At 73.4% G+C, this 21,934-nt stretch carries 19 protein-coding genes and 2 pseudogenes; 5 read left to right on the top strand and 16 right to left on the bottom strand.

Annotation, left to right across the window (positions count from 1 at the left end; genetic code table 11):
• Nucleotides 1-108: 108 nt before the first annotated feature.
• Both erpA and Q4D18_RS00330 read right to left on the bottom strand, forming a co-directional pair.
• Complete coding sequence (gene erpA / locus Q4D18_RS00325) at nt 109-501, bottom strand: iron-sulfur cluster insertion protein ErpA (protein WP_303124682.1); 393 nt, start codon at nt 499-501, stop codon at nt 109-111.
• Nucleotides 502-617: 116 nt separating this feature from the next.
• Entirely contained in the window at nt 618-2,054 is a 1,437-nt protein-coding gene (locus Q4D18_RS00330) for a dipeptidase (protein ID WP_303124684.1), read from the bottom strand.
• 40 nt (nt 2,055-2,094) lie between these two features.
• On the opposite strand from Q4D18_RS00330, the gene Q4D18_RS00335 reads away from it, so the two are divergent.
• Nucleotides 2,095-2,778 (top strand): DUF3043 domain-containing protein, encoded by a 684-nt coding sequence (locus Q4D18_RS00335; protein WP_303124685.1) that lies wholly within the window; start codon nt 2,095-2,097, stop codon nt 2,776-2,778.
• 84 nt (nt 2,779-2,862) lie between these two features.
• On the opposite strand, the gene Q4D18_RS00340 is transcribed toward Q4D18_RS00335, so the two are convergent.
• Nucleotides 2,863-3,993, bottom strand: a complete 1,131-nt coding sequence (locus Q4D18_RS00340) for a quinone-dependent dihydroorotate dehydrogenase (protein ID WP_303124686.1) — start codon at nt 3,991-3,993, stop codon at nt 2,863-2,865.
• Between the two features lie 77 nt (nt 3,994-4,070).
• Between Q4D18_RS00340 and Q4D18_RS00345 the strand changes: the two genes are divergently transcribed.
• Nucleotides 4,071-5,129 (top strand): alpha/beta hydrolase, encoded by a 1,059-nt coding sequence (locus tag Q4D18_RS00345; protein ID WP_303124688.1) that lies wholly within the window; start codon nt 4,071-4,073, stop codon nt 5,127-5,129.
• Nucleotides 5,130-5,153: 24 nt separating this feature from the next.
• On the opposite strand, the gene uppS is transcribed toward Q4D18_RS00345, so the two are convergent.
• The 4 genes and pseudogenes from uppS to Q4D18_RS00365 all read right to left on the bottom strand — a co-directional run.
• Nucleotides 5,154-6,002, bottom strand: coding sequence for a polyprenyl diphosphate synthase (uppS, locus tag Q4D18_RS00350; RefSeq protein WP_303124690.1), 849 nt, complete (start codon nt 6,000-6,002; stop codon nt 5,154-5,156).
• A gap of 4 nt (nt 6,003-6,006) precedes the next feature.
• Nucleotides 6,007-6,894, bottom strand: a complete 888-nt coding sequence (gene recO, locus Q4D18_RS00355) for a DNA repair protein RecO (protein WP_303124691.1) — start codon at nt 6,892-6,894, stop codon at nt 6,007-6,009.
• 8 nt (nt 6,895-6,902) lie between these two features.
• A complete protein-coding gene (leuA, locus tag Q4D18_RS00360) occupies nt 6,903-8,633 on the bottom strand; it encodes a 2-isopropylmalate synthase (protein WP_303124692.1) in 1,731 nt (576 codons plus the stop codon).
• Between the two features lie 193 nt (nt 8,634-8,826).
• Nucleotides 8,827-9,310, bottom strand: a pseudogene (locus Q4D18_RS00365) (integrase core domain-containing protein); the annotation flags it as partial.
• A gap of 34 nt (nt 9,311-9,344) precedes the next feature.
• On the opposite strand from Q4D18_RS00365, the pseudogene Q4D18_RS00370 reads away from it, so the two are divergent.
• Nucleotides 9,345-10,209, top strand: a pseudogene (locus Q4D18_RS00370) (IS5 family transposase); the annotation flags it as partial.
• Nucleotides 10,210-10,348: 139 nt separating this feature from the next.
• On the opposite strand, the gene era reads toward Q4D18_RS00370, so the two are convergent.
• From era to hrcA, 7 genes are all read right to left on the bottom strand, one after another.
• Nucleotides 10,349-11,311: a GTPase Era gene (era, locus tag Q4D18_RS00375; RefSeq protein ID WP_303124694.1), complete on the bottom strand. Its 963-nt coding sequence runs from the start codon at nt 11,309-11,311 to the stop codon at nt 10,349-10,351.
• Nucleotides 11,308-12,633, bottom strand: a complete 1,326-nt coding sequence (locus Q4D18_RS00380; RefSeq protein WP_303124695.1) for a hemolysin family protein — start codon at nt 12,631-12,633, stop codon at nt 11,308-11,310. Before Q4D18_RS00380 ends, era begins: the two co-directional genes overlap by 4 nt.
• A 9-nt stretch (nt 12,634-12,642) precedes the next feature.
• Nucleotides 12,643-13,116, bottom strand: a complete 474-nt coding sequence (ybeY, locus tag Q4D18_RS00385) for an rRNA maturation RNase YbeY (RefSeq protein ID WP_303124696.1) — start codon at nt 13,114-13,116, stop codon at nt 12,643-12,645.
• On the bottom strand, nt 13,106-14,143 hold the full coding sequence (locus Q4D18_RS00390; RefSeq protein ID WP_303124697.1) for a PhoH family protein: 1,038 nt from the start codon (nt 14,141-14,143) through the stop codon (nt 13,106-13,108). Before Q4D18_RS00390 ends, ybeY begins: the two co-directional genes overlap by 11 nt.
• A 122-nt stretch (nt 14,144-14,265) precedes the next feature.
• Nucleotides 14,266-15,036 carry a 16S rRNA (uracil(1498)-N(3))-methyltransferase gene (locus Q4D18_RS00395; RefSeq protein WP_303124698.1) on the bottom strand — a complete coding sequence of 257 codons (771 nt, stop codon included), beginning with the start codon at nt 15,034-15,036 and terminating at the stop codon, nt 14,266-14,268.
• Nucleotides 15,033-16,172, bottom strand: a complete 1,140-nt coding sequence (dnaJ, locus tag Q4D18_RS00400) for a molecular chaperone DnaJ (RefSeq protein ID WP_303124699.1) — start codon at nt 16,170-16,172, stop codon at nt 15,033-15,035. The genes Q4D18_RS00395 and dnaJ overlap by 4 nt, the downstream gene beginning before the upstream one ends.
• A gap of 57 nt (nt 16,173-16,229) precedes the next feature.
• On the bottom strand, nt 16,230-17,243 hold the full coding sequence (hrcA, locus tag Q4D18_RS00405; protein ID WP_303124700.1) for a heat-inducible transcriptional repressor HrcA: 1,014 nt from the start codon (nt 17,241-17,243) through the stop codon (nt 16,230-16,232).
• A 162-nt stretch (nt 17,244-17,405) separates the two neighbouring features.
• Here hrcA and Q4D18_RS00410 point away from each other — a divergent pair, with 162 nt between their 5' ends.
• On the top strand, nt 17,406-18,263 hold the full coding sequence (locus Q4D18_RS00410) for a DUF3097 family protein (protein WP_303124701.1): 858 nt from the start codon (nt 17,406-17,408) through the stop codon (nt 18,261-18,263).
• Between the two features lie 130 nt (nt 18,264-18,393).
• A complete protein-coding gene (locus Q4D18_RS00415; RefSeq protein ID WP_303124702.1) occupies nt 18,394-18,840 on the top strand; it encodes a DUF4870 domain-containing protein in 447 nt (148 codons plus the stop codon).
• Between the two features lie 41 nt (nt 18,841-18,881).
• Here Q4D18_RS00415 and hemW read toward each other — a convergent pair whose 3' ends face one another.
• Nucleotides 18,882-20,159 carry a radical SAM family heme chaperone HemW gene (gene hemW / locus Q4D18_RS00420; RefSeq protein WP_303124704.1) on the bottom strand — a complete coding sequence of 426 codons (1,278 nt, stop codon included), beginning with the start codon at nt 20,157-20,159 and terminating at the stop codon, nt 18,882-18,884.
• Nucleotides 20,160-21,934: translation elongation factor 4 (gene lepA, locus Q4D18_RS00425; RefSeq protein ID WP_303124705.1), on the bottom strand; the 1,775-nt coding region annotated here is incomplete at its 5' end.

Raw genomic sequence — 21,934 nt, forward strand, 5'->3', positions numbered from 1 at the left:
GGGCCCCCCCGGGGGGCAGCCGGGGGGCCCCCCCCGCGGGGGGGTGGGGCGCCCCGAGGTCGTCGCGGGGTGGGCGTCAGGACGGATCCCGAGGGCCCCGCCGACGGCTCAGTGGAAGGAGTCGCCGCAGGCGCAGGAGCCCACCGCGTTGGGGTTGTCGATGGTGAAGCCCTGCTTCGAGATGGTGTCCTCGAAGTCGATGGTGGCGCCCATCAGGTACGGCACGCTCATCTTGTCCACGATCACCTCGACGCCGTCATAGTCCCGGACGGTGTCGCCGTCGAGGACGCGCTCGTCGAAGTAGAGCTGGTAGATCAGCCCGGAGCAGCCGCCCGGCTGGACGGCGACGCGCAGGCGCAGGTCCGTGCGGCCCTCCTGCTCGAGCAGGGCGCGGACCTTGGCGGCGGCGACGTCGGTCAGCTCGACCTCGTGGGGCGGCAGCCCGGCGGCGTCCTCGGTGGCGCCGATCTCGACGCCGGTCTCCTCTGCGGACAGAGCCATCGTGACCTCCTGGGGGTGATGCGGTGCGCGTCCGTTCACGGGTCCGCGCCTGGTCTGGCAGTGCAACAGCGCCCGCCGCCCGGACATTCCCGGGCGGCGGGCGCTGCGAGACCGGGTCAGCGTCCGGCCGGGGCCTTGACGCCGGCGAGGCCGGCGAGCCACAGGGCCTCGGCGACGATCGCGCGGCGGAAGTCGTCCAGGTGCAGGGACTCGTTGGCGGAGTGGGCGCGGGAGTCCGGGTCCTCCACGCCGGTGATCAGGAGCGTGGCCTCCGGGAAGAGCTCCTGCAGGTCCGCGGTGAACGGGATCGACCCGCCCAGGCCGGTCTCGCGCGCCGGGGTGTCCCACGCGGCGCCGAGGGCGGCCATCATGGCGGCCGCCGCCGGAGCGGAGGTGTCCGTGGCGAAGGGCTGACCCTGCTCCCCCGGCTCGAAGACGATCTCCGCCCCGAGGACGGCGTCCGTCTGCGCCTCCAGGTGGCGGCGCAGCGCGTCCTGGGCCTCGGCCGGGTCCATGCCCGGGCCCAGGCGCAGAGAGATCTTCGCGCGGGCCGAGGACTGGATGGTGTTCGAGGAGGTGTCCACGGAGGGCACGTCGATGCCGATCACGCTCAGTGCGGGGCCGTTCCACAGTCGATCAGTCAGGGAGCCGCGTCCGGCCAGGCGCACGCCGGGCAGCACGCCGGCGTCGGCGCGGAACACGGCCTCGTCGTAGTCGACGTCCGCGTGGTGGCGCGGCTCGAGGCCGGGCACGGCCACGGCGCCGTCCGCGTCGTGCAGGGTGGCGATCAGGCGGGACAGGAGCACGACGGCGTCCAGCACCGGGCCGCCGAACATGCCCGAGTGCACGGAGTGGTCCAGCACGCGCACCGTGACGGTGCCGCTGGTGACGCCGCGCAACGAGGTGGTCAGCGCCGGCTCGCCCACGGCCCAGTTGGAGGAGTCCGCCACCACGATGGCGTCGGCCTCCAGGTGGTCCCGGTGACGCTCGAGGAACGGGCGGAAGGTCGGCGATCCGGCCTCCTCCTCCCCCTCGATGAACACGCGGACACCGAGGCCGGCGTCGGGGGCGACCTCGTCCAGGGCCGCCAGGGCGGCGAGGTGGACCATGATCCCGGCTTTGTCGTCCGCCGCACCGCGGCCGTACAGGCGGCCGTCGCGCTCGGTGGCCACCAGCGGCGGGGTGTCCCACAGTGCGTCGTCACCGATCGGCTGGACGTCGTGATGGGCGTACAACAGCACGGTGGGCTTGTCGGACTCCCCCGTGCGGCCGCCGATCACGGCCGGCCCGCCGGGCTGGCCGTCCTCGCGCTGCTCCACGGCGATCTCCACCTGCTCGAGACCGGTCTCCCGGAGCAGGCCCGCCACCGTCTCGGCGGAGCGCTCGAGGACGGAGCGGTCGGCGGAGTCCCAGGCCATGCCGGGGATGGCCACGAGGTCCTTGAGCGTCTGCAGCGTCTGCGGGAAGCGCGCGTCCACGGCGGCGCGGACGGCGGCCACCAGCTCCGGATCCGGGGCGGCGGCGGGGGCTGTGCGGGGGGTGTGCTCGGTCATGGGCCTCAGCCTACGACGTGTCCCGCCCTACACTGGTGCGGTGCTGAAACGCTGGAAGAAGACCGAGACCGAGGCCCTCCCGGCCACCCATGGCTCCACCGTGCTGCCCGCCGCCGCGCCGGAGACGGGGTCCCGCCGGGGCCCGGCCGCGCCCGCCGACCGGCCCGTGGGGCGGACCACCGAGCAGCGCCCCCAGGAGCGCCGGGACCGCTCCCAGGGGAAGAACGCCCCGACCCCCCGCCGCAAGGACCAGGAGGCCGCGCGGCGTCGCACGCTCGTCCCCGAGGACCGCAAGGCCGCCCGCCGCGCCGAGCGCGAGGCCGCGGCCCAGGAGCGCATGCGCCAGCGCCACGCCCTGGAGACCGGCGACGAGCGCAACCTCCCCGCACGCGACCGGGGCCCCCAGAAGCGCTGGGTGCGTGACTACGTGGACGCCCGCACGGGCCTCGGCGAGTGGCTCATGCCCGTCGTGCTGCTGTACGTGGTGGCGATGTTCATCCCCGGCGCGCAGTTCCAGCTCGTGCTCATGATCTCGCTCTACGTGATCGTGGCCCTCGTCATCGCGGAGAGCTTCCTCGTCTCCCGCCGCATCAAGAAGGGCCTGACCGCCGCGTTCGGCGCACCCGAGCCCGGCACCGGCTTCTACGGCGTCATGCGCGCCCTGCAGTTCCGGCGCCTGCGCCTGCCCAAGCCCCAGGTGAAGCGCGGCCAGTTCCCCGCCTGACCCGACCCGGCGCCGCGAGGCCCCGTCCGCATCGGCGCGGACGGGGCCTCGTCGTGTCCGGGGCGGGTGCCGCGGGGGCCGGCGTCAGCGGTCGCGCACCCGACGGGCCAGGCCCGCGTTGATCCGGCCGGCCCAGAACGGACCCTCGTAGAGGAACGCCGTGTACCCCTGCACCAGGTCCGCGCCGGCGTCGAGGCGGGCGGCGACGTCGTCCGCGGTGGTCACCCCTCCCACGCTCACCAGCGCGGTGGAGGACGGCAGGGCCGCCCGCAGCACCGAGAGCACCTCCTGGGATCGCTCCTTCAGCGGGGCGCCGGACAGGCCGCCGGCCCCCAGGGCCTCGACCTCGGCGGCCGGCGTGGTGAGCCCCTCTCGGGACACGGTGGTGTTGGTGGCGATCACGCCGTCCAGGCCGATCCGGTCCGCCAGGGCGGCGACGGCGCGCACGTCCTCGTCCGCCAGGTCCGGGGCGATCTTCACGGTCAGCGGGACGCGGCGGTCGACGACGACGCGGTCCGCCTCCTCGCGCACGGCCGCCAGGATCGGCTCGAGGGCGGAGATCTCCTGGAGCTGGCGCAGCCCGGGGGTGTTCGGCGAGGACACGTTCACCGTCAGGTAGTCGGCGTGCGGCGCGAGCAGTCTCGTGGAGATGCGGTAGTCCTCGGCCGCGCCCTCGAGCGGGACCACCTTGGTCTTGCCGATGTTCACGCCGAGCACCGGGCGCACGGCTCCGAACCGCTCGGTCAGCACGCGACGGGTCTCCGCCAGGCGGGGGGCGACGGCGGCCGCGCCGTCGTTGTTGAAGCCCATGCGGTTCACCAGCGCACGGTCCGCGGGGAGGCGGAACAGGCGGGGTGCCGGGTTGCCCGGCTGTGCCTGGGCGGTGATGGTGCCCACCTCGATGTGTCCGAACCCCAGCTCGGCCAGCGCGGTGGTGCCCACCCCGGTCTTGTCGAAGCCCGCGGCCAGGCCGAAGGGCGAGGGGAAGCGCAGCCCCATCACGGTGCGGGCCAGGCCCAGGTCCGGGGCGAGGGTGGCCCGCAGTACGCGCGAGGCGCCGGTGCGCTCCGCAGCGCGGATCCCGGCGAAGCCCGCATGGTGGGCCCGTTCGGCGTCCATGCCGGAGAACACGGCACGGAAGAACGGCGGGTAGAGGCGCGGGGCGGAGGAGTCGAGCACGGTCTGGACGCGGGCGCGGGGGTCGGGCTGCTGCATGCGCCCATGATCCCACGGCCGCCTCCCCCGACCGGCCCCTCGCGCACCGCACCGACGCCCGCCCTACAGTGGCGGACATGCCCCTGCGAGATCTCCTGCGCCCCACTCGCCACCCCGAGGAGGAAGGCGACGCCGGCGCTCCCCTCCCCGAGACCGGCGCCCTCCTCGACGACCGCCCCGGGGACGGCTGGGTCCCGGACGGCATGGACGGGTTCGAGCGCCTCACCGTCGGGCTCGACGAGGACAGACAAGGACAGAACGTTGTCACAGTGGTGCGGCCCGCGGGCCCCCGTGATCCCGCCCGGCGACCGGTGCTGGCGATCCACGGCTGGAGCGACTACTTCTACAACGCCCCCCTCGCCCGGGCGTTCGAGGAGGCCGGGTACGCGTTCCACGCCGTGGACCTGCGCCACTACGGCCGCTCCCTGCGCCCCGGCCAGATCCCCGGCTGGACCGACCGCCTCTCCCGCTACGACGCCGACATCGAGGCCGCGCTCGCGGTCATCGCCGAGGACCACCCGCTGCCACCCGTGTTCGTGGCGCACTCCACCGGCGGACTCGTCGCCTCCCTGTGGGCGGACCGGCACCCGGACCGGCTCGCCGCCCTCGTGCTCAACAGCCCCTGGCTGCAGACCCACGGCGGCACCCCCGCCCGCACCGTCGCGCGCCTGGCCACCCGGCCGCTGGCCCGCACCCGCCCCTACGGCACCCTCCGCCTGCCGCGCGTCGACTTCTACTGGCGCAGCCTGTCCTCGGAGGCCGACGGCGAATGGGACCTGGAGCCGGCCTGGCGGCAACGCTGGTCGTTCGACCTCCCCCATGCCTGGCTCGACGCCGTGCTCGAGGGGCACCGGCAGGTGGCGCGCGGGCTGAGGATCGACGTTCCCGTGCTGGTGCTCGTCTCCGACACGGGTCACCGGGGCCTGCGCTACGGCGAGGCCATGCTGGCCGCGGACATCATCCTCAACCCCTCCGCCATGGCGCGCCGCGCCCTCCGCCTGGGACGGGAGGTCACCGTGCAGCAGCACCCCGGCGCCCTGCACGACGTCTACGCCTCGCCCGAGCCGGTGCGCTCGCGGGCCCTCGCGGACACGCTGCGGTGGCTGGCGCCGGTGGCCCCGCCCCGGGAGGACTGAGCCGCCGCCGGCGCCCGGACCGGCTCAGGCGCTCGCGGCCTCCCCGGCTCCCCCGGCGTCGCCGGCCTGCGGGGCGTCCACGGCTCCGCCGTACCGGCGGTCCCGGCGGGCGTACGTCTCCACCGCCTCGTAGAGGGTGCGCCGGTCCACGTCCGGCCACAGCACGTCCAGGAACAGCAGCTCGGCGTAGGCCGACTGCCACAGCAGGTAGTTGGACAGCCGCTGCTCCCCCGAGGTCCGCAGGAACAGGTCCACGTCCGGGGTGACGTCGATGCCCCGGTCCCCCGAGCGGTAGGCGCGGTCCAGCCAGCGGGTGACCGTGGCCTCGGAGATGTCCCCCGGCCTCATGCGTCCGGCGCGGACCTCCTCGGCGATCGCCTGGACGCCGTCGAGGATCTCGGCGCGGGAGCCGTAGTTGACGCACATGTGCAGGGTGGTGCCGGTGTTGTCCTTCGTGCGCTCCTCGGCCTCGCGCAGCTCGCGGATCACGGGGGTCCACAGGCGCGGCGCCCGGCCGTTCCAGCGGATCCGCACGTTCCACGAGTCGAGGGTGTCGCGCTGGCGGCGCAGGACGTCCCGGGAGAAGCCCATCAGGAAACGCACCTCGTCCGCGGAACGCGACCAGTTCTCCGTGGAGAAGGCGTAGGCGGACACGTGCCCGATCCCCATCTCCACCGCCCCGGCGACGACGTCCAGCAGCGCCGCCTCGCCCGCCCGGTGCCCCTCGGTGCGGGGCAGACCGCGCTGGTTGGCCCACCGGCCGTTGCCGTCCATCACCACGGCCACGTGCCGGGGCACGAAGCGGGGATCCATGGCGGGGGCGACGGCGCCCGAGGGGTGCGGGGGCGGGCTCACCTTGGCGACGTCGGACATGGCCTCAGGGGCTCCTCTCGGCGGGGGCGTCGGGCGCGTCGGCGCCGACAGGGGCGACCGCGGGCCCGCGGGCGGCGGGCGGGGCGATCGCCTGGTCCAGCACGGACAGGGCCACGAGCCGCCGCTCGGCGTGGAACTGCAGGTACGCGGACACGATACCGGCCGCCTCCCGCCGGGCCAGCGGGCCGGCGTCGTCCACCACGGCCCAGTCCCCCGCCGTGAGGGCGTGCAGCAGCGCGAACGTCTCCGGCGCGGGGCTGGCCGAGCCCGGCGGGCGGTGCTGCGGGCACACCGCCCCGCCGAGGGCCACGTTCACGGAGGTGTGCGGCCCGGGCGCGCCGCAGCGGGCGCACCGGTCGAAGGACGGCGCCCACCCGGCCTGCACCAGAGAGCGCAGCAGGAAGGAGTGCAGGATCATGCGGGGGTCGTGCCGTGCGCGGGCGAGGGCGGCCAAGGCCCCGTGGAACAGGCGCCACTGGGTGCGACGGCCCTCGTCGTCCACCGCCGCGATCCGCTCGACGCCCTCGGCGAGGGCGGCGGCCACCGTGTACGCCTCGTAGTCCTCCGCCACCATGGTGGCGTACGGGTGGATCAGCTGGGCCTGGGTGATGGTCTTGAGCTCACCGCGGCCGTGGGCGATCTGCACGGTGGAGTGCATGAACGGCTCCACCACGGAGCCGAACCGGGAGGAGGACTTGCGCACCCCCTTGGCCACGCACCGCAGGATGCCGTGCTCCGGCGTGATGACCTCCACGATCCGATCCGCCTCCCCCAGGCGGTGCGTGCGCAGCACGATGGCCTCCGTGCGGAAGGAGTTCGCAGCGTAGCCGGAGTGCCGCCCGCCCCCGGAGCGTCGGGGGCGGGCGGCGCCGTCGTCGGTGGACGCGGGCACGGGCGAGGTCAGCTCCGCAGGGAGCGGTTCACCGCGGAGACCAGGGCCTTGAGCGAGGCCGTGGTGGTGTTGTGGTCCAGGCCCACGCCCCACAGCACGCGGTCGCCGACGGCCGCCTCCACGTAGGCGGCGGCCATCGCGGCGCCGCCCTCGGACAGGGCATGCTCGGAGTAGTCGAGCACGCGGACGTCCTGGCCGTCCTCGCCGAGGATCTTGAGGAATGCGTCGATGGGGCCGTTGCCGTCCGCGGTGCGGGTCTGCGGCTCCCCGTCCACAAGGATCTCGGCGGTCATGCGGAACGTGCCGTCCTCGCCGGACTCCGAGCTCACCGAGCGGACGCGGTAGCGGCCCCAGGCCTTCGCGTCCCCCTCTGCCGGCAGGTACTCGTCCTGGAACACGGTCCACAGGTCGGCGCCCGAGACCTCGCCGCCCTGGGCGTCGGCGAGCTCCTGGATGACGTGGGAGAACTCGATCTGCGCGCGGCGCGGCAGGTCCAGGTTGTGCTCGGACTTGAGCAGGTAGGCCACGCCGCCCTTGCCGGACTGCGAGTTCACGCGGATGACGGCCTCGTAGGAGCGGCCGATGTCCTTCGGGTCGATCGGCAGATACGGGACGGCCCACTCGATCTCGTCCACGTGCTTGCCCGCGGCCCTGGCGTCCGCGTCCATGGCCTCGAAGCCCTTCTTGATGGCGTCCTGGTGGGATCCGGAGAACGCCGTGAACACGAGGTCGCCGCCCCACGGGGAGCGCTCGGGCACGGGGAGCTGGTTGCAGTACTCCACGGTGCGGCGGATGTGGTCCATGTCCGAGAAGTCGATCATGGGGTCGATGCCCTGGGAGTAGAGGTTCATGCCCAGGGTCACGAGGTCCACGTTGCCGGTGCGCTCGCCGTTGCCGAAGAGGCAGCCCTCGATCCGGTCCGCACCGGCCAGGTAGCCCAGCTCGGCGGCGGCCACGCCGGTGCCGCGGTCGTTGTGCGGGTGGAGGGAGAGGATCACCGAGTCGCGGTGCTCGAGGTGGCGGTGCATCCACTCGATGGAGTCCGCGTACACGTTGGGGGTGGCCATCTCCACGGTGGCGGGCAGGTTGAGGATCATCTTCCGGTCCGTGGAGGCCTCGAGGACGGTGGCGACCTCGTCCGAGATCCGGCGGGCGAACTCCAGCTCGGTGCCGGTGTAGGACTCGGGTGAGTACTCGTAGGTGATCTCGGTGCCGGTGAGCTGCTCCTCGAACTTCTTCACCAGGCGGGCGCCGGAGGTGGCGATGTCCACGATCCCGTCCTCGTCCTGCCGGAACACGACGCGGCGCTGCAGCACGGAGGTGGAGTTGTAGAGGTGCACGATGGCGCGGTCCGCGCCCTCGAGAGACTGGAAGGTGCGCTCGATCAGGTGCTCGCGGGCCTGGGTGAGGACCTGGATGGTGACGTCGTCCGGGATGTGGTCGCCCTCGATCAGCTGGCGGACGAAGTCGAAGTCCGTCTGCGAGGCGGACGGGAATCCCACCTCGATCTCCTTGTAGCCCATCTGCACGAGCAGCTGGAACATGCGCAGCTTGCGCTCGGGGCCCATGGGATCGATCAGCGCCTGGTTGCCGTCCCGCAGGTCCACGGCGCACCAGCGCGGCGCCTCGGTGATGACCTTGTCCGGCCACGTGCGGTCCGGCAGGTGCACCTGGATCTGCTCGTGGTAGGGCACGTACTTGCCGTGCTTCATGCCCGAGGGCTGCTGCAGATTGCGCATGGGCGCGTCACCTCTTCCTCTTGATCACCACGGGCCCGCGGCGACGACGGCGCGGACCCGCATCGCCTCGGGACACCTCCACCTTGGCACACCCTGTCACCACTGGACGGGGTCACCGGCCCCTGTCTCACAAGGTGGGCCGCCGAAGAGGTGACGCACGCCGTCCTGAAGCGCACTGGGTTTCGTTCCGAGGTCAGGACGCAACGGGCGCTACGTCTCGGTCATGAGTGTAGGCCGCCTCGACCTCCGGGGGACTGCGGTAGCTGAGGTCCTCGTGCAGGCGGGCGGTGTTCCACCAGTGCACCCACCCCATGGTGGCCAGCTCGACCGCCTGCACGGACTCCCACACGCGCTTGCAGTGGATGGGCTCGGCCTTGGAGAGCCCGTTCACGGCCTCCGTGAGGGCGTTGTCATAGCTGTCGCCCACGGTGCCCACTGAGGCGCTCACTCCGGCCGTGATGAGCGCGTCGGAGTAGGCCAGGCCGGCTGCCCCTGTCGGAGTGGTGGACCAGGCCTTCCCGTCCGCGGCTGGCGCCGGTGGAGACGAGAGCGTGCTCGAGAGCCAGCAACGGCAGCCCCGCGGTGTGAAGGCTGCCCGAGACAGCCCATCCCACGACGCGCCGGGAGTAGACGTCGGTGATGAACGCGACGCAGCAGAACCCCGAGATCGTACGCACTTCGGGCGTGTTGCTCAAGGGTTCCAAGGGGTGGATGCCTCAGTCTTGGGGGACGTCGCGTGATGTCATCTCGGACGAGCTCTGGGCCGTGATCGGCCCACTGTTCCCCGAAGCCAAGACCACCGGGCGTCCGCCCGTGGATCGGCGTGCGGTGGTCGAGGCCACCGCGTGGCGCTTCCGCCCCGGCGCGCCGTGGCGGGATCTGCCCGAGCGGTTCGGGAACGGGAACACGATCCACAAGAACTTCAACCGGTGGGCCGCTCGGGCGTGTGGGAGCGGGTGCTGGAGAAGACCCCGTCCATGGCACAGCAGGCGGGCGAGCTGGACTTCGGTGGCCTCGATCGATTCCACGATCGTGCGCGTCCACCAGCACGGGGCGACCCTGCCCCGCCCCACAGGGGGCCTGGATGAACGACAAGAAATCAGCGGACGAGCCGGCTGATCATGCCATCGGTCGCTCCCGCGGCGGTCTGACGACGAAGTCTCATCTGGTCTGTGGCGGCAAGGGCAGGGTGCTGGCGTTCGTGGTGACCGGCGGGCAGGTGGCCGACACCTCGATGCTGGCCACCACGCTGGAGCAGATCAGCGCGGCCGGCGCCCGTGGGCGGCCCCGGACACGGCCGCAAAGGCTGATCGCGGACAAGGGCTACCCCTCGAAGGCGAACCGGGCCTGGCTGCGCCGGCATGGCATCGCGGCCACGATCCCGGAGCGAGCGGCTCAGATCGCGCACCGGCGCCGCCGCCCAGGAAGACCGATCGACTTCGGTGAAGACCAGCGCCAGCGCTACCGGGGACGCAATGTCGTGGAGCGGTGCTTCAACAGCCACAAGCAGTGGCGAGGGATCGCGATGCGCTCGGACAAGGACGCCCGGAACTATCACGCCGGGCTCAGTCTCGCCACGACACTGCACTGGTTGACTACCATCCTTGAGCAACACGCCCTAGTGCGCTCGACCACAGGCGCGACGCACGAGAAGTTGTCGTGTAACACATCGGTCATCGCGCATAGGTGGCTGAGCGTCGGGGTGTATCCGGGACTCACATCCCCAGGCGGTTCAGGTGCCGCGGGTCCCGCTGCCAGTCCTTGGCCACCTTCACCCGCAGGTCCAGGTGCACGGGGGTGCCCAGCATCTTCTCGATCCCCTGACGCGCCTGCGTGCCGATCTGCCGCAGGCGGGAGCCGCCCTTGCCGATGATGATCCCCTTCTGGGAGTCCCGCTCCACGTACACGTTGGCGAAGACGTCCAGCAGCGGGCGGTCCTTCGGCCGGCCCTCACGGGCGTTCATCTCATCCACCACCACGGCCACCGAGTGGGGCAGCTCGTCCCGGACGTCCTCGAGCGCGGCCTCCCGGATCAACTCGGCCACCATGATCACCTCGGGCTCGTCCGTGAGCTCGCCGTCCGGGTACAGGGGCGGGCCCTCCGGCAGCAGCTCGGCGAGGACCTTCTCCACGTCCTCGACCTGACGGCCCGCCACGGCCGACACCGGCACGACGGCGGCGAAGCCCTTCCCGCCGTTCTCCGGGCCGAGCACCTCGTCCCCCAGGGCGGTGACGGCCAGCAGCTGCTCCGCCACCTGGGCCGGGTCCGCCTTGTCCGTCTTGGTCACGATCGCCACCACCGGCGTGCGGCGCAGCGCGGCCAGCTGCTGGGCGATGAACCGGTCCCCCGGACCGATCCGCTCGTCCGCCGGCAGGCAGAAGCCCACCACGTCCACCTCGGAGAGGGTCTCCGCCACGAGGGCGTTGAGCCGCTCCCCCAGCAGGGTCCGCGGCCGGTGCAGCCCGGGGGTGTCCACGAGCACCAGCTGGAAGTCGGGCCGGTGCACGATCCCGCGGATGGTGTGCCGCGTGGTCTGGGGCTTGGAGGAGGTGATGGCCACCTTCTCCCCCACCAGGGCGTTGGTGAGCGTGGACTTGCCGGCGTTGGGCCGGCCCACGAGGCAGGCGAAGCCGGAGCGGTGGCCGTCCGGGGTGGTGGGGTCGATGAGCATGGTCATTCGGTCTCCTGTTGGGTCGTGCGCATGCGGGCGGGCCGCTCGGCGGTCTCCACCACGCGCAGGCGGGCCACGCGGTTGCGGCGCGGCTCGAGGGTGTCGGCCTGCAGCACGAGCCCGTGGACGGTCACCTCGGAGCCCTGGATCGGCACCCGGCCCAGCTCCTTGGCGAGCAGGCCGCCGACGGTCTCGACGTCGTCGTCCTCGTCCTCGTCCTCGGGCAGCTCGAACTCCTCGCGGAAGTCGCCGATGCCCATGCGGGCGTCCACGGAGAACACGCCGGGCTCGAGCTGCTCCACCTCGGGGCGGTCCGGTCGGTCGTCCTCGTCGTAGATCTCGCCCACGATCTCCTCGATCAGGTCCTCGAGGGTGACCAGGCCGGCGGTGCCGCCGTACTCGTCCACCACGATCGCCACGTGCGTGGACTCGCGCTGCAGCTCCTGCAGCAGCGTGGCCACGGACTTGGACTCGGGCACGAAGCGCACGTCCCGCATCGCGCCGGTCACCGGGTCCGAGGGCAGGGCGCCCTCGCGGTGCAGGGCGCGGGTGACGTCCTTGAGGTAGAGCATGCCGCGGATGTCGTCCGAGTCCTCGCCGATCACCGGGATGCGGGAGTTGCCCGAGCGCAGGAACAGGTCCATGGACTGGCGGAGGGTGTGGTCGGCGTCGATGGTCACCACGTCCGTGCGCGGCACCATCACCGAGCGGACCAGGGTGTCCGTCATGCCGAAGACGGACTCGATCAGCTCGGCCTCGGAGTCGGCCAGCACGTCCGCGTCGTGGGCGCGGGCCACGACCTCGCGCAGGTGGCGCTCCTGGAAGTCGTCCTCGTCCGCCACCTGGTCCTCGGAGCGGCGGCGGTCCCGGCCCAGCCGGCTGCCCACCGGGCCGAGCACGCGCCGCAGCGTGGACACCAGGCCGGCGGTCCGCCCGGCCACGGCGGCCTCGTTGCGCGAGCCGATCGGCCGCGGGCTCCACACGCCCAGGGCGGCGCCCACGGCCACGATCACGACGGCGGACACGCCCAGGGCGGGCCACACCGAGTCGTCCACGTCCGGCCACAGCAGGTCCGTGAGGCGGTGCACGCCGGCCACGAGGCACATGGCGGCGAACGCCTCCGTGAGGAAGCGCCACAGCCGCAGCGCGCCCAGGTGGCTGTCCAGGTCGGCGGTGACGTCCAGGACGCGGGTGTCCGGGCGTTGGCGGGCGATGTCCTCGGCGTCCCGGCGGGGCAGGTAGGTGAACGCGGACTCGGCCAGGGCCAGCACCCACGTGCACACCACGAAGAGGACGAACAGGGAGAGCAGCAGGACGGGGGTGAGCATGGGGCGGGATCAGTCCTCGATGGTGGGCGCGGGCGCGGGACGGCCCAGCACCTCGGAGACGAGGCGGTCCTGCAGCGCGAACATCTCCTCGCGCTCCTCCGCCTCCATGTGGTCGTAGCCGAGCAGGTGGAGCATGCCGTGCGTGAGCAGCAGCATCAGCTCGTCGTCGCGGGTGTGCCCGCCGCGGGCGGCCTGGTCCGCGGCCACCTCGGGGCACAGGACGACGTCGCCCAGCACCCCCTCGCTCGGGGCGCCCTCGCGGCCGGGGCTGAGCTCGTCCATCGGCAGGCTCATCACGTCCGTGGGGCCCTCCAGGCCCATCCACTCGACGTGCAGGTCCGCCATGCGCTCGGCGTCCACCACGGTCACGGCGGTCTCGGCCAGGTCGTGCATGTGCAGGGACGCGTAGACGTGCCGCGCCATGCGCAGCAGCTCCGTCTCCGGGACGTCGATCCCGGATTCGTTCACGATCTCAACGGCCACGGCCGGCCCCCGGCTTCGGGCGGCGCGCCGGGGCGGCGTCGGGGCGCGCCTGGTCGTACGCGTCCACGATCGCGCTGACCAGGGAGTGGCGGACGACGTCGGAGGAGTCGAACCGGACCATCTCGAGCCCGTCGATCCCCTCGAGGACCTCGACCGCCTGGGCCAGGCCGGACTGGGTGCCGCGCGGCAGGTCCACCTGCGAGGTGTCCCCCGTGACCACCATGCGGGCGCCGAAGCCCAGGCGGGTGAGGAACATCTTCATCTGCTCCGGCGTGGTGTTCTGCGCCTCGTCCAGGATCACGAACGCGTCGTTGAGCGTGCGGCCGCGCATGTACGCCAACGGCGCCACCTCGATGGTCCCGGCCTCCATGAGCCGCGAGATGGACTCCGGCTCGATCATGTCGTGCAGCGCGTCGTACAGCGGGCGGAGGTAGGGGTCGATCTTCTCGGAGAGCCCGCCAGGCAGGAAGCCCAGGCGTTCGCCGGCCTCCACCGCGGGGCGGGTGAGGATGATCCGGTTGACCTCCTTGGCCTGCAGCGCCTGCACGGCCTTGGCCATGGCCAGGTAGGTCTTGCCGGTGCCGGCCGGGCCGAGGCCGAACACCACGGTGGCGCGGTCGATCGCCTCCACGTAGTCCTGCTGGTGCAGGGTCTTGGCGCGGATCTTGCGGCCGCGGCCGGAGAGGATCGAGTCCAGGTGCAGGGCGCCGGCCCCGCGACCAGCCGAGCCGCCGCGCACCAGGGTGACCACCTGCTCCATGACCTCGGGGGTGACGGGGGCGTCCCGGCGGGCGAGGGAGCGCAGGTCCTCCACCACGCGGCGGGCCTGGCCCACGGCCTCGGCCGGGCCGCGCAGGCCCAGGGACTGGTCCCGGACGGCGATGTCCACGGCCGGGAACACGCCGGCGAGGATGCGCAGGAGCGCGTCCTGCGCGCCGAGCGTCCGGACCATGATCTCGGCGGACTCGAAGCTGACGACCTCCTCCGCGGGCGCGGTGGGGGTGAGGGGGACGGACGGGACGCTCACGATACGGCGGATCACCTTCGGTGCCGGGGACGGGTGGGGCCGGACGGCGCACCGCCCGGCCCGCCCAGTCTAGGGCCGCGCCCGTCCCGGCCGGCGGCCGTCCCGTCCGCCGCCGCCGGTGTTCACCACCGGCCGAGCCGGTGCTGCAGCACGGCCAGGGCCGCCGGGCCCGCCGTGGAGGCCCGCAGCACGTGCGGGCCCAGCAGCACCGGGCGTGCCCCGGCGTCGACGGCGGCGGCCAGCTCCGCCTCGGACACCCCGCCCTCGGGGCCGACGACGAGCAGCACCTCGGACACCGCCGCCAGCTCCGCGGCCGGCACGGCGGACAGCCCCTGCTCGGCGTCCTCGTGCAGGACCAGGACGAGGCGGGCGCCGCCGTCGTCGGCCCGGGTGCGGGCCAGCTCGGCCACGCGCGTGCCGGAGACCGCGGCGCGGACCTCGGGGACGCGGCCCCGGCGGGCCTGCTTGGCGGCGGCCCGCACGGTGTCCTCCCACTTGCGGTGGGCCCGGTCCGCCTTGGCGCCCCGCCACCGCACGATCGACCGCTCGGCCTCCCACGGCACCACGGCGTCCACGCCGAGCTCCGTGGCGGCCTGCACCGCCATCAGGTCCCGGTCCCCCTTGGACAGCGCCTGGACCAGCACCAGGCGCGGCGCCGGGGCCGGCTCGGGCGTCAACTCCTCGATGCGCACCCGGACCTCGTCCGCGGCGGCGGAGGCCACCGTGCCGCGGGCCCGCGCACCGGTCCCGTCCGCCACGAGGACCTCCTCCCCCGGCACCAGGCGCATCGAGGCGCCGGCGTGCCGGGCCTCGGTTCCGGTGAGGGCCACCTCCGCGCCGGGGGCGACGCCGTCGAGCGCCCCCGGATCGAGGAGGAACAGCGGGGCGGTCACAGGTTCTTCAGGTTCTCGCGCAGCCGGGCGAACATCCCCTTGGACTGCGGCGGGGCGCCGTGCTCCACCTGTTCCCCGCGCGAGGCGGCGAGGGCCTCGAGCAGCTCGCGCTGCTCGGCAGTGAGGTCGGTGGGGGTGGTGACCACGACGTCCACCTTGAGGTCGCCGCGGCCGGTGCCGCGCAGCCGCCCGACGCCCAGGCCGCGGACGGTCTCCACGTGGCCGGACTGGGTGCCCGGCTCGATCTCGACCTCCTGGGGCCCGTCCAGGGTGTCCAGCGTGATGGAGGTGCCGAGGGCCGCGGAGGCCATGGGCACGGTGACGGTGGTGGCCAGGTGGTCGCCCTCGCGGCGGAACACCGGGTCCGGACGCACCTGGACCTCCACGTAGAGGTCGCCGTTCGGGCCGCCGCCAGGGCCGGCCTCGCCGCGGCCGGCCAGGTGGATCCGCGTGCCGTCGTCAACGCCGGCGGGCACGCGCAGGGTGAGCGGGCGCTGGGCGCGCACGCGGCCCTGGCCGGAGCACTCGGAGCACGGGTGCGGCAGGACGGTGCCGAAGCCCTGGCAGACGTGGCAGGTCTCCGTGGCCATGACGGTGCCGAGCATGGAGCGCACGGGGCGCTGGGTCATGCCCTGGCCGCGGCACGTGGAGCACGTCTCCGGCTGGGTGCCCGGCTCGCAGCACGAGCCGTGGCAGCGCTCGCAGGGCACGGCGGTGTCCAGCTGCAGGGTGGTCTCCCCGCCGAACACGGCGTCCCGGAGGTCGATCTGCGCGGTGATGAGGGCGTCCTGCCCGCGGCGGGCGCGCGGCACCGGGCCGCGGCCGGCCCCGCCGGCGGCGTTCATGAACGTCTCGAAGATGTCCGCGAAGCCGCCGAAGCCCGCTCCCCCGAAGCCCCCGGCGCCGCCGAACCCGCCGGCGGTGCCGTTCTCGTTGCCCGTGGCGTCGTACACGCGGCGCTTGTCCTCGTCCGAGAGCACCTCGTACGCGTGGGAGATGCGCTTGAACTCCTCCGCCGCCTCCGGGCCGGGGTTCACGTCCGGGTGGTGCGTCCGGGCCAGCTTCCGGTAGGCGCGCTTGATCTCCTCGGCGCTGGCGTCGCGGCCGACGCCCAGCGTGTCGTAGTGGTCTGCCATGGGGTGGGGTCCCTTCGGTCGGGTCGGGTCTGGTGGGGCGGCGGCGGGCGGCCGCGCTCAGGAGGTGAGGATCCGGGAGAGGTAGCGGGCGATCGCGCGGACGGCGGCCATGGTCCCGGGGTAGTCCATGCGGGTGGGGCCGATGACGCCCACCTTGGCCACGGCGCCGGGTCCGTAGGCGGCGGCCACCACGGAGGTGTCCGCCAGGGTGGCGCCGTTCTCCGCGCCGATCCGCACGGACACCCCGTGGGCGTCCTGCTCCATCTCGGTGAGCAGGCGCAGCAGCACCACCTGCTCCTCGAGCGCTTCGAGGATGGGGCCGATCGAGGAGCGGAAGTCCTGCGGGCTGCGGGCGAGGTTGGCGGTGCCAGCCATGACGATCCGGTCCTGCCGTCCCGCCTCGAGTAGGGCCCGCACCGCCGCCACCACGACGCCGGTGCTCGCCCGGCGCTCCGGGGGCACCCGCTCCGCGGCCATGTCGAGGACGGCCGCGGCCTGCAGGGGGCCGACGCCGTCGATCAGCGGCATCAGCAGGGCCCGCAGGGCGCCGAGCTCCTCGTCCGCCACCGGCTCCTCGAACGTGACGAGCCGCTGGTCCACCCGGCCCGTGGAGAGGATGAGCACCACGAGCGCCCGGGTGGGGGCCAGCGAGACGAGGTCCAGGTGCCGCACGGTGGAGCCGTCCTCGTGCGGGAACTGCGCCACGGCCACCTGCTGGGTGAGCTGCGCGAGCAGCCGCACGGTGGTCTCCATCATGTGCTCGGTGTCCGCCTCGGAGTCCAGCAGCGTGCGCACGGCCCGCCGCTCGGCGGCCGAGAGCGGCTTGACCTCCGAGATCCGGTCCACGAACACGCGGTAGCCCTTGTCCGTGGGCACGCGGCCCGCCGAGGTGTGCGGGGCCACGATCAGCCCCTCCTCCTCGAGCGCGGCCATCTCGTTGCGCACCGTGGCCGAGGACACGCCCAGCCGGTGGCGCTCCACGAGGGCCTTGGAGCCCACGGGCTCCCGCCGGGAGACGTAGTCCTCCACGATGGCCTGCAGCACCTGGAGGCGGCGCGGCTGGTCGGTCACGGGGGTCTCCTTCCGGGGGCGTCGGGCGATCGGGGCGAGGGCGTCCGCTGGCACTCTGCGCGGACAAGTGCCAATGCTAGCGACCGGGCGCGGCCGGCGTCTCGGCGGGCCGCCCCGTTCCGCCCACAGACGAGCCGGACCCGGTTGCTACCGTGTGCGCCCATGGACTGGAGCAGCTGGGGGCCGGGGGCCCACGAGGACCTGACCCGCCCCGCCGGGCGCGCCGCCGTCGAGGCCCAGGCCCGGCCGGGCACCGTGGTGGAGGACGTGACGAGCGGGTTCGTGGGCGCCGTCGTGGGCCTCGAGCGCTCCGGGGGCGCCCACGTGGTGGTGCTCGAGGACCGCCGCGGCGTGCGCCGGGGCTTCCCGCTGGGCCCGGGGTTCTGGATCGACGGCGAGCCCGTGGTGCTGGTGCCCCCGCGCGCCGCGGCTCCGGCGGCCCCCGCCCGCACCGCCTCGGGGTCGCGCCGGGTGGCCGGCGCGCGCGCCCGCACCGCCCGGGCCTCGCGCATCTGGGTGGAGGGCGTGCACGACGCCGAGCTGGTGGAGAAGGTGTGGGGCGAGGACCTGCGCCTCGAGGGGATCGTGGTGGAGCCCCTGCACGGCGTCGACGACCTCGCCGGGGCGATCCGCGACTTCTCCCCCGGCCCCGGGCGACGGCTGGGCATCCTCGTGGACCACCTCGTGGCCGGGTCCAAGGAGGAGCGGATCGCGGCCGAGGCCATGCGCGTGCCCGGGGCCGCCCGCAACGTCCTCATCCTCAGCCACCCGTACGTGGACGTCTGGCAGGTGATCAAGCCCGCCGTGCTCGGCATCGAGGCCTGGCCGGTGGTGCCCCGCGGGCAGGACTGGAAGACCGGCGTCCTGAAGGGGCTGGGCTGGCCGCACGGCACCAAGGAGGCCACCGGCCTGGGCTGGAAGCGCCTGCTCTCCCACGTGACCACCTACGCCGACCTCGAGCCGGCCCTGCTGGGGCGGGTCGAGGAGCTCATCGACTTCCTCACCGTGCCCGGCTCCTGACCGCGCCCGACGACGACGTCGACGTCGGCTGCGGCGCAGTCCCCCGCCGCTACACTGGTGAGGCCCGAAGGCCGTGCCCGCCCGCCGTGTGCGGTCGGCCCCGGGACCGTTCGATCCGACGAGGAGCACCGTGGCCACCACCGACACCAGCAGCACCGCCGACGCACCGGGCACCGCCCCCACGCGCGGCGTCGGCCACGAGGCCCCGGCCTGGCTGCGGGACGCCGCCGGCCGCCGCGGCCCCCTCACCGCCAAGCAGGACCGCGACCGGGCGTCCCTGGCGCACCTGTCCCTCGCCCTGACCGCGGTGGGCCCGCTCATCGCCTGGCTCCTCTACCGGGACCGCGGCCCCTTCACCGCCCAGGAGTCGAAGGAGGCGCTGAACTTCTCCCTCACGCCCACCCTCGTGATGCTCCTGCTGTTCCTCCTCAGCGGCATCCCGCACCTCGGCGACCTCCTGGCCATCCTCGGCGGGCTCGTGTGGATCGCGATGGCCCTGTACGGCGTCATGGGCGCGTCCCATGTGGCCAAGGGCCGGCCCTTCCGCTACCCGTTCAACCTGCGCCTGCTGCGCTGACGCGCGCGGGGCGCCCCGGGCGCCCGGAGGCGCCGGCCGGCTCAGAAGCCGGCCAGGTCCCGCACGATCCGGTCGTTCTGCAGCCGCCCGCGCAGCGTGGGCACCACCGTGCCGCGCAGCGCGGCCGGCCCCTCCACCAGCCCGTCGGCGATCAGCGCCGCCACCCGGGCGCGCAGCGTCGCCGGGTCCACGCCCCCGCGCACCTCGTCCAGGTCCAACCCCTCCACCGTCCGCGCCGCCAGCATGATCCGCTCCAGGCGGCGCGCCTCGTCGTCAGGCATCTCCCGGCCCACCGCCGGGGCGACGCCCGTGGCCAGCCGCTGCGCGTACGCCGCCGGGTGCTTCGCGTTCCAGAACCGCACGCCCGCCAGGTGCGAATGCGCCCCGGGACCCACGCCCCACCAGTCCTGGTCCCGCCAGTAGGCCACGTTGTGCCGGGCCCGGTGCACTCCCGCGTCCTCCGGGTCGTGCGCCCAGTTGGAGACCTCGTACCAGCGGTACCCCGCCGCCGAGAGCAGCTCGTCCGCCAGCAGGTACTCGTCCGCCTGCACGTCCGGGTCCACGTCGGGCACCTGACCCCGCGCCACCTGCGCGCCGAACCGGGTGCCCTCCTCCACGATCAGCGAGTACGCGCTCACATGGTCCGGGGCCATCGCCACCGCCGCCTCCAGCGTGGTGCGCCAGTCCGCCAGGGACTCCCCCGGCGTGCCGTAGATCAGGTCCAGCGACACCTCCATCCCCGCCGCCCGTGCCGCCGCCACCGCGGCCGGCACGTTCGCCGGGGTGTGAGTGCGCTCCAGCATGGCCAGCACGTGCGGCACCGCCGACTGCATCCCCACCGACAGCCGCGTGAACCCGCCCTCGGCCAGCTCCGCCACGTACTCCGGGGTGAGCGTGTCCGGGTTCGCCTCCGTGGTCACCTCCGCGTCCTCGGCCAGGCCGAAGCGCTCGCGGGCCTCGTCCAGGATCCGCACCAGGTGGGACGCGGGCAGCAGCGTGGGGGTGCCGCCGCCCACGAACACGGTATGCAGCGGGCGCGCGGGCACGCCGGAGCGCTCCAGCACGCCGACGGCGTGGTCCAGCTCCGCCACTGCGGACTCCCAGTAGTCCCCGCGGCCGGCGCCGGGGCCGAACGTCTCGGCGGTGTACGTGTTGAAGTCGCAGTAGCCGCACCGCACGGTGCAGAACGGCACGTGCACGTAGAGGCTGAACGTGCGCGGCTCCCCCGCCTCGGCGGCGGCGCGCACGCGCGCGCCGACCTCGGGCGGCAGGGCGCCGTCGTCGGGGACGGGCTGCCCCAGGGGCAGGACGGCGGGCACTTACTTCTTCGCCGGCTCGGCGCCGTCCGAGGACAGGGCCGCGATGAACGCCTCCTGCGGCACCTCCACGCGGCCGACCATCTTCATGCGCTTCTTGCCCTCCTTCTGCTTCTCGAGCAGCTTGCGCTTGCGGGAGATGTCGCCGCCGTAGCACTTGGAGAGCACGTCCTTGCGGATCGCGCGGATGTTCTCGCGGGCGATGATGCGCGAGCCGATGGCGGCCTGGATCGGCACCTCGTACTGCTGGCGCGGGATGAGCTCCTTGAGCTTGCCCGTCATCATGGTCCCGTAGGAGTAGGCGTTGTCCTTGTGGGTGATGGCCGAGAACGCGTCCACCTGCTCGCCCTGGAGCAGGATGTCCACCTTCACGAGGTCCGCCACCTGGTCCCCGTCCGCCTTCCAGTCGAGGGACGCGTAGCCCTTCGTGCGGGACTTGAGCTGGTCGAAGAAGTCGAAGACGATCTCCGCCAGCGGGATCCAGTAGCGGATCTCCACGCGCTCCTCGGAGAGGTAGTCCATGCCCTTCAGGTGGCCGCGCTTGGTCTGGCACAGCTCCATGACCGTGCCGATGAACTCGCTGGGCACGATCACGGTGGCCGAGGCCATGGGCTCCTTGACCTCGAGGATCCTGCCCTCGGGGAACTCGGAGGGGTTCGTCACCGTGACGACCTCCCGGTCCTCCCGCATCACGTCGTACACCACGTTGGGCGCGGTGGAGATGAGGTCCAGGTCGAACTCGCGCTCGAGGCGCTCGCGCACGATCTCCAGGTGCAGCAGGCCCAGGAAGCCCACGCGGAAGCCGAAGCCGAGCGCCACGGAGGTCTCCGGCTCGTAGACGAGGGCGGCATCGTTGAGCTTGAGCTTGTCCAGGGCGTCGCGCAGCACCGGGTAGTCCGATCCGTCGATCGGGTACAGGCCCGAGAACACCATGGGCTTGGGGTCCTCGTAGCCGCCGATGTTCTCCGACGCCGGCCGCGCGTGGTTGGTGACCGTGTCGCCCACCTTGGACTGGCGCACGTCCTTCACGCCGGTGATCAGGTAGCCCACCTCGCCCACGGACAGGCCCTGGGTGGGCTGCGGCTCCGGGGAGGACACGCCGATCTCCAGGAGCTCGTGCGTGGCGCCCGTGGACATCATCGTGATCTTCTCGCGGGGGGACAGCCGGCCGTCCACCACGCGCACGTAGGTGACGACGCCGCGGTACGTGTCGTACACCGAGTCGAAGATCATGGCGCGGGCGGGGGCGTCCGCGTCGCCGACGGGGGCGGGCAGCCGCTCGACCACACGGTCCAGGAGTGCCTCGACGCCCTGGCCCGTCTTGCCGGACACGCGCAGGACGTCGTCGGGCTCGCAGCCGATCAGGTTGGCGATCTCCGCGGCGTAGCGGTCCGGGTCCGCCGCCGGCAGGTCGATCTTGTTGAGCACCGGGATGATCTCGAGCTCGTTCTCCATGGCCAGGTAGAGGTTGGCCAGGGTCTGCGCCTCGATGCCCTGAGCGGCGTCCACCAGGAGGATGGCGCCCTCGCACGCGGCCAGGGAGCGGGAGACCTCGTACGTGAAGTCCACGTGCCCGGGGGTGTCGATCATGTTCAGGGCGTAGTTGACCCCGTCCAGCTCCCACGGCATGCGCACGGCCTGCGACTTGATGGTGATGCCGCGCTCGCGCTCGATATCCATGCGGTCCAGGTACTGGGCCTTCATCTCCCGCGGCTGGACGACGCCGGTGGCCTGCAGCATGCGGTCGGCCAGCGTCGACTTGCCGTGGTCGATGTGGG

Origin of the sequence: Micrococcus sp. (genome assembly GCF_030523875.1) — a bacterium.
Classification (GTDB): domain Bacteria; phylum Actinomycetota; class Actinomycetes; order Actinomycetales; family Micrococcaceae; genus Micrococcus.

Excerpts from the sequence above, each read along its gene's own strand:
- Q4D18_RS00345 (WP_303124688.1), top strand. The coding sequence starts at position 4,071 with ATGCCCCTGCGAGATCTCCTGCGCCCCACTCGCCACCCCGAGGAGGAA.
- leuA (WP_303124692.1), bottom strand. The coding sequence starts at position 8,633 with ATGCGCAATCTGCAGCAGCCCTCGGGCATGAAGCACGGCAAGTACGTG.
- era (WP_303124694.1), bottom strand. The coding sequence starts at position 11,311 with ATGACCATGCTCATCGACCCCACCACCCCGGACGGCCACCGCTCCGGC.
- Q4D18_RS00380 (WP_303124695.1), bottom strand. The coding sequence starts at position 12,633 with ATGCTCACCCCCGTCCTGCTGCTCTCCCTGTTCGTCCTCTTCGTGGTG.
- uppS (WP_303124690.1), bottom strand. The coding sequence starts at position 6,002 with ATGTCCGACGTCGCCAAGGTGAGCCCGCCCCCGCACCCCTCGGGCGCC.
- dnaJ (WP_303124699.1), bottom strand. The coding sequence starts at position 16,172 with ATGGCAGACCACTACGACACGCTGGGCGTCGGCCGCGACGCCAGCGCC.
- Q4D18_RS00340 (WP_303124686.1), bottom strand. The coding sequence starts at position 3,993 with ATGCAGCAGCCCGACCCCCGCGCCCGCGTCCAGACCGTGCTCGACTCC.
- erpA (WP_303124682.1), bottom strand. The coding sequence starts at position 501 with ATGGCTCTGTCCGCAGAGGAGACCGGCGTCGAGATCGGCGCCACCGAG.
- Q4D18_RS00330 (WP_303124684.1), bottom strand. The coding sequence starts at position 2,054 with ATGACCGAGCACACCCCCCGCACAGCCCCCGCCGCCGCCCCGGATCCG.
- Q4D18_RS00410 (WP_303124701.1), top strand. The coding sequence starts at position 17,406 with ATGGACTGGAGCAGCTGGGGGCCGGGGGCCCACGAGGACCTGACCCGC.